Source organism: Pseudoalteromonas sp. MER144-MNA-CIBAN-0113 (assembly GCF_040308965.1).
Lineage (GTDB): Bacteria > Pseudomonadota > Gammaproteobacteria > Enterobacterales > Alteromonadaceae > Pseudoalteromonas > Pseudoalteromonas tetraodonis.
Map to the genome: position 1 here is coordinate 1 of NZ_JBEOOG010000124.1, position 5,433 is coordinate 5,433.

Annotated in this window: 3 protein-coding genes; 1 reads left to right on the forward strand and 2 read right to left on the reverse strand. The window is 35.5% G+C overall.

The window, feature by feature from the left end; all coding sequences use genetic code 11:
• The first annotated feature begins 157 nt into the window (after positions 1-157).
• The gene (locus AAEY57_RS18570) at positions 158-1,204 is read left to right on the forward strand and encodes a patatin-like phospholipase family protein (protein WP_350608501.1); all 1,047 of its coding nucleotides are present in this window, start codon (positions 158-160) and stop codon (positions 1,202-1,204) included.
• A 104-nt stretch (positions 1,205-1,308) separates the two neighbouring features.
• Here AAEY57_RS18570 and AAEY57_RS18575 read toward each other — a convergent pair whose 3' ends face one another.
• Positions 1,309-2,829, reverse strand: a complete 1,521-nt coding sequence (locus AAEY57_RS18575; RefSeq protein ID WP_138765230.1) for an ISNCY family transposase — start codon at positions 2,827-2,829, stop codon at positions 1,309-1,311.
• 387 nt (positions 2,830-3,216) lie between these two features.
• Positions 3,217-5,022, reverse strand: coding sequence for a hypothetical protein (locus tag AAEY57_RS18580; RefSeq protein ID WP_350608502.1), 1,806 nt, complete (start codon positions 5,020-5,022; stop codon positions 3,217-3,219).
• Between the last annotated feature and the right edge of the window lie 411 nt (positions 5,023-5,433).

The window sequence follows — 5,433 nt, forward strand, 5'->3', positions numbered from 1 at the left end:
AACCTGCTAACCACCCGCCGTCTGACTATAACTATTGTGAAAAGAAGACAGGACAACTACTCTGACACGGCGGGGTTACCAGTGACTTTTTTAAATAAGCCAGAAAAATGCTTTTTAATACTATAAGAGAAGATAACAGAGGTCAGATAATAATTACATGTTAGATATTTATGCTGGAAAATCGGCACATGAAAAAATTCAGAAAGAAGGGTTTAAACAAGAGTTATTTTCATCGTTTCTTGGTGCGAGTGGAGGCCCCAAATGGTTTTGTCTTTTTGAATTAGATAAATATCTATTTAGTGATTTCTTTCAAAATCGCTCTTCAGAATTAAATTTAATTGGGTCTTCTGCGGGCGCATTTCGTTCAGCCTGTTTTGCTCAAAAAGATCCTGTCTCAGCTATTACAAGAATGGCTGAATCATACTCTGAAACTGTTTATTCTGTTAAAGCCAAACCAAATGAGATTACAAAAAAGGCTAGAGAGTTACTTGATTACATGCTTGGTAAGGATGGCGTAACTGAAGTCATCAACAATCCTGTTTTCAAAGCTCATTTTTTAGTAAATAAAAGTAATGGTTTGGTATCATCAGAAAATAAACTTATTCAAGCTATAGGACTAGTTAAGAGTATGGGGCTGAATAGAATCAATCGTAAGCTTATTAAAAAGCAATATGAACGATTTGTTTTCAGACCAGCATCTAGCAACCTTCTTATAGATGACTACTGCCGATTTGATACTCAATACGTTGACCTAACTGAAAGTAATTTTAGCGATGCATTATTGGCTTCAGGATCAATCCCTCTGGTCATGGAAGGAATAAAGAATATAAGTGATGCTCCAAGAGGCATATACCGAGATGGTGGGATAATTGACTACCATTTTGATTTTCAGTTAGAAAATTCAAACGGATTAATATTATATCCACATTTTAATTCAACACCTAAAGCTGGTTGGTTTGATAAAAATTTAAAAAGAAAAGTTAAAACTGAAAATTATGACAATATCGTGATGCTAGTCCCTTCATTAAAGTTTGTGGAATCTTTACCTTTTTCAAAAATTCCAGATCGAACTGATTTTACGAATATGCAAGCAAGTGAGCGCATAAAGTATTGGAAAACTGTTTTAGCTGAAACAAAGAGATTGAGTGAATCTCTGAATGAAACACTAATAAGTCAAAACTTGAACAATATAAAAATAATTTAAAGCCTATGCTGTAGTAGTGTGATTACCAAGGGATTATGTCGGTCTAATTACCGAGCGACTTTGTCGTAAATAGCATATCAGCCAGTTGCTAAACTGGCTACCTTTTATGCCGATTCAACCAGAGCATTAGATTTTTCGACTCGCAATGCGGTGGTATTCATATTGTTTCTTAGCCACATGCTGCGCACACCGCCCGCGCTAATATCAACACCAAGGGCTTCACTGAGCTTTATCGCGACTTTCTGCTGACCAAGGTGAGGGTGTTCAATTGAGAATTGCACAACGGCGTCTTCTATCGCCTTATCCACACAGTTTTTGTGCCGTAGATTAGGTGTTTCTTGGCGTTTTAATGCTTCAGGGCCACCTCGCTTAACTAGTCTTAAGTGCCGATGAATAGTGTCTCGTGATACGCCACTTTGGCGTGATGCAGCGCTGACGCTTCCGAGTTTTTCGATTAACGCTAATACTTCAAGTTTCTTCTGTACTGCCAAGTCTTCTGATGCCAGTTTGCTTGGTTCATTTACTTCCGAGATCTTGAGTTTGCGACCAGCGAAGTGAGCGGTAAACCCTTTTTTACTCGTGTTCCTTATCTCGATTTTCTGATTGGCAATGGAGTGCTTGAGCGGTGAATCTATTAGGTAGAACTTATTGCCATAACTGAAGGTATGGTCGTTACGTATTTTACGATGGTCTTTAATGACGCAGATATCATCAAGGTTGATGTGTTTCGACAGAGGCGTAAATTCAGGTGCTTGCTGTGATTTTACTTGAACTTTCGACTGCCAGAACTGCGGAATGAAGACATGCTTAAGGTAGGCATTGGCAGCGGCAATATCGTTAATATTGTTCAACCTAAGCTCGGGAACAAGGCGGTCTTGGAAGGTATCGAATGCTCGCTCAATACGGCCTTTGCCTTGGGGTGAATTGGCAAAGATGATTTCAATGCCCAGCTCCTCACAAGCCCTCTGCATCTGTGAGAAGTTGCAGCGTTTAGGGCCGCCGAAGATACCGGCTCTGTCCACATAAAGCGTTTTAAACACACCTTTCGTTTCGATACATTCTCTCATGACTTTCAGGCATCCAACGGTGGTCTCTGACGGGAAGAACTCAGCATATACTTCACTGGTCGCATCATCAATCATGGCAATTAAACAGTGCTTTTTATCCCCAAACCAGCGATGTGGACTGCCATCCATTTGCATCATTAGACCCGGTGCTTCCATGCGCTCTCTGCGCTTTCGAACATTGCTACGTCTTCGTTTGGCTCGTTTAACGTGATGAATATCATGTGCCCAACCGCGTAAGGTTTCACGCTTAATAACAATGTTCTCATTCGTAGCTAATTGTTCAGCCAAGTGCAACAGATTCAAATCGTAATATTTTTCCTGAATCAATTTTTGAACCACTTTTTTTATTGATACCGGCGTTTTGTTGGGTGGGGCTTTGCCACTGTTACCATGAACAGCGAATTGAATACCAACTTGCTGATATTGCTTTACGTAGCGTTCAATAGTGCGTCGAGACTTACTGAGTAACTTAGCAGCATTGGCAATTGTTATCCTGCCTTCAACCACTTTAGCTATGATGTCAACGGTGAGTTGAGCTTTAGAATCCATCACAATCATCCTCAACATGCCTTCTAGTATTCCAAAAACAAAACACTAACAGACACGTAAAAAAGTGACCGACAAATTCCCTTGGTAATTAGCGATTACGACAGAATCGCTTGGTAATTAAGATACGACAAAGTCGCTTGGTGTTAACAGCCTATGCTGTAGTAGCTCATATCTGATCTTACAGTTTCTATGAATAGGTTGGGACTTAATCTGACAGGCAGCTATGAGCGAGAAACAGACAGTCGCTCAAACTCGTTTTTGGACAAAAATGAGTTAGAGCAGAAGGGCGGCTCTGTGCCATGAATGGACATTGAAGATTCTTAATGTGTGAAGTCAAGATTTGACCCCATTCGCTTCTGAGTTCGATGCAAGGTCAGACATTAGTGCTACCCAACATCAAGAACTTAATTTATTAAATAACTCAATTTTACTTTGTCTGCTTTTAATTTTTTCGTTTAAAATCGTATCAAGCATTGAAGATACGCAAAAAATTTCATCATAAGTAAACCTTTCAAAGTCACCAGTATTATTATAAGGGGCGTAATTTAATTTTTTAGAGTATGAAAATGAATCTTTAATGTTTCTATAATATGTTCTTGTAAACTCAAAAAAGCCTATTTTATTGTGCATTACCTTTTTGCTAGTTTTGTTAAAAGGATTAACATTTCCACTGTGATTAAATCCTGAGTTTGCATAGGCGACTATTTCGTCATTGCTTGTAACCCAATATCGACCTATATCAAACCAATAACCTTTATTTCCTATTGCTTGGATTTTAAGGTCACCTAACTTGTCAGAAATTTTGGCTTTATTTATTTTAATAAAGTCATCCAAACAGTCTTTTTGTATTGATATATGTATTGAGTCAACGTTTGCATAACATATTTCCAGCGTAGGGTATTTAACTAACTCTTCTATTAATTTCATCATTTTAATACGTGAATTAGCTAAAATTTGAGCTGAAATACTGTGAATTTGATTATTTGATGAAAAATCTGGATAAGAAAGCTCAATACAATCATTTATATTTGATATTTTAAAGTGTTTTTTGACTTGCAAAAATTTTACAAAATCTAAAGTCGTAACGTTATGTGGTTTCTTAATTGAGAACTCTAAAAATATAAAATCTAGTAAATCTTCTATCACCTTAAAACATTTTTTTCTAAACCTTGATGGATTAGTAGAGCTATGCATAGTAAGTAACTGATATTTATATAAGTTACTAAGCTCCCTTTTTTCCTCTTTTCGTGCTTTTATTCTCTTCTTATAAATATGGCATGCTTTTTTATATAACGGGTGAGGTATAACTTTTTCCGACACAAACCCTTCAATGATTTCTAAAGCTTGAAAAAACTTACTGTAATATTCTAGTTCATTTTTAAATAATAATAACTCTATAGAATCATCATTAGATAGGTTAAATGGAAGGGAGTGCAATGTTGCGGTGTACTTAAAAGGATGGTATTTTTTAAAAAATGTATCTTTAGGTTTTTTTAACCTTACTCTGTAAAGTCCATTTTCAAGATGTTTTATGTTAGTTTTTAGAGGTGAGATTTTCACATGTTTTATATCTTGAGGTTTTAAAAAGTCTCCGTCCATACAACTGACAAACATCGAATTATAATCAAGAGCAATAACGCACCGATCTTGTCGTTCTTCTTTGATTTTAAATACCTCTTGATAGCCCCCTTGATAAGCAAGTGCAAAATATCTGTCGAGATTATTTTTAAACCTAATTTTTCTTTCTACTTCATACTGATGTTTTGTTGAGAAGAACTTAGCTAAGCTTTTATAGTTGATATTTAGAGATTTTAATTTTTCTATTTTTTTAATAAGTATCATGTAGTTAACCTCTACCTTTAAATGATACTTTAAGTTTTCAAATATAGGGAATTTTTGCTCTAAAACTAAAACATTTAAATCATAGTCTATTAAATATGGCAAAAGTAAAATATGCTCTTTCTTGGTCAATACGACCAAATTTTTCAAGTTATCTTTTCTTGCTTTCTCTAAGAACTTTTCTAAAGAAAAATTTTTATTCTCAAATATAACGTCATTGCCATTTGTTGAGATAGGGTTATAGTCTATTTTAATTAATTTGTTTGGATTAATTGAGCTAACCCTTATTTTTTTATGTTGGATTTCTTCTATTCTCTTAAACTCAATTTTATTAGTAAACTTACCTAATGTTATTAATTTCATTATTGACTACTATATTATTTATTGTTAATTTGGACTCGTAGTAGATGGGACTATTTTTTGATTACTACCGAAATAGTGTTTCACTCTGCAGCAGAGCTGCTCATGTTATAGATTAAAGTCTTGATAAACGGGTTACTCCCATCAACCCACCTATCAAATTTTCATAAACTTAATTAATTCTTCTAAATAATTATTCCTGATAACAATTAGTAAAAGACTGTTTAAGTATTTATCTTTATCCAGATTCACATCAATATCCAATATAGAATTAATGACTCCTGTCGAACTATCATTGCTAAAGTACAATAATGTTCTCATATGCTGTGCTTTCCAATGCGGAGTTTTTCAAGGTAGTTGTCCGATTTTCCCGTTTTATGCTGCTGCCTGAGCCTGCACGATTTCCCGCTCCGG

Bases quoted from the DNA above. Each gene is read 5' to 3' on its own strand.
- AAEY57_RS18570 (WP_350608501.1), top strand. From the start codon at position 158: ATGTTAGATATTTATGCTGGAAAATCGGCACATGAAAAAATTCAGAAA.
- AAEY57_RS18575 (WP_138765230.1), bottom strand. From the start codon at position 2,829: ATGATTGTGATGGATTCTAAAGCTCAACTCACCGTTGACATCATAGCT.
- AAEY57_RS18580 (WP_350608502.1), bottom strand. From the start codon at position 5,022: ATGAAATTAATAACATTAGGTAAGTTTACTAATAAAATTGAGTTTAAG.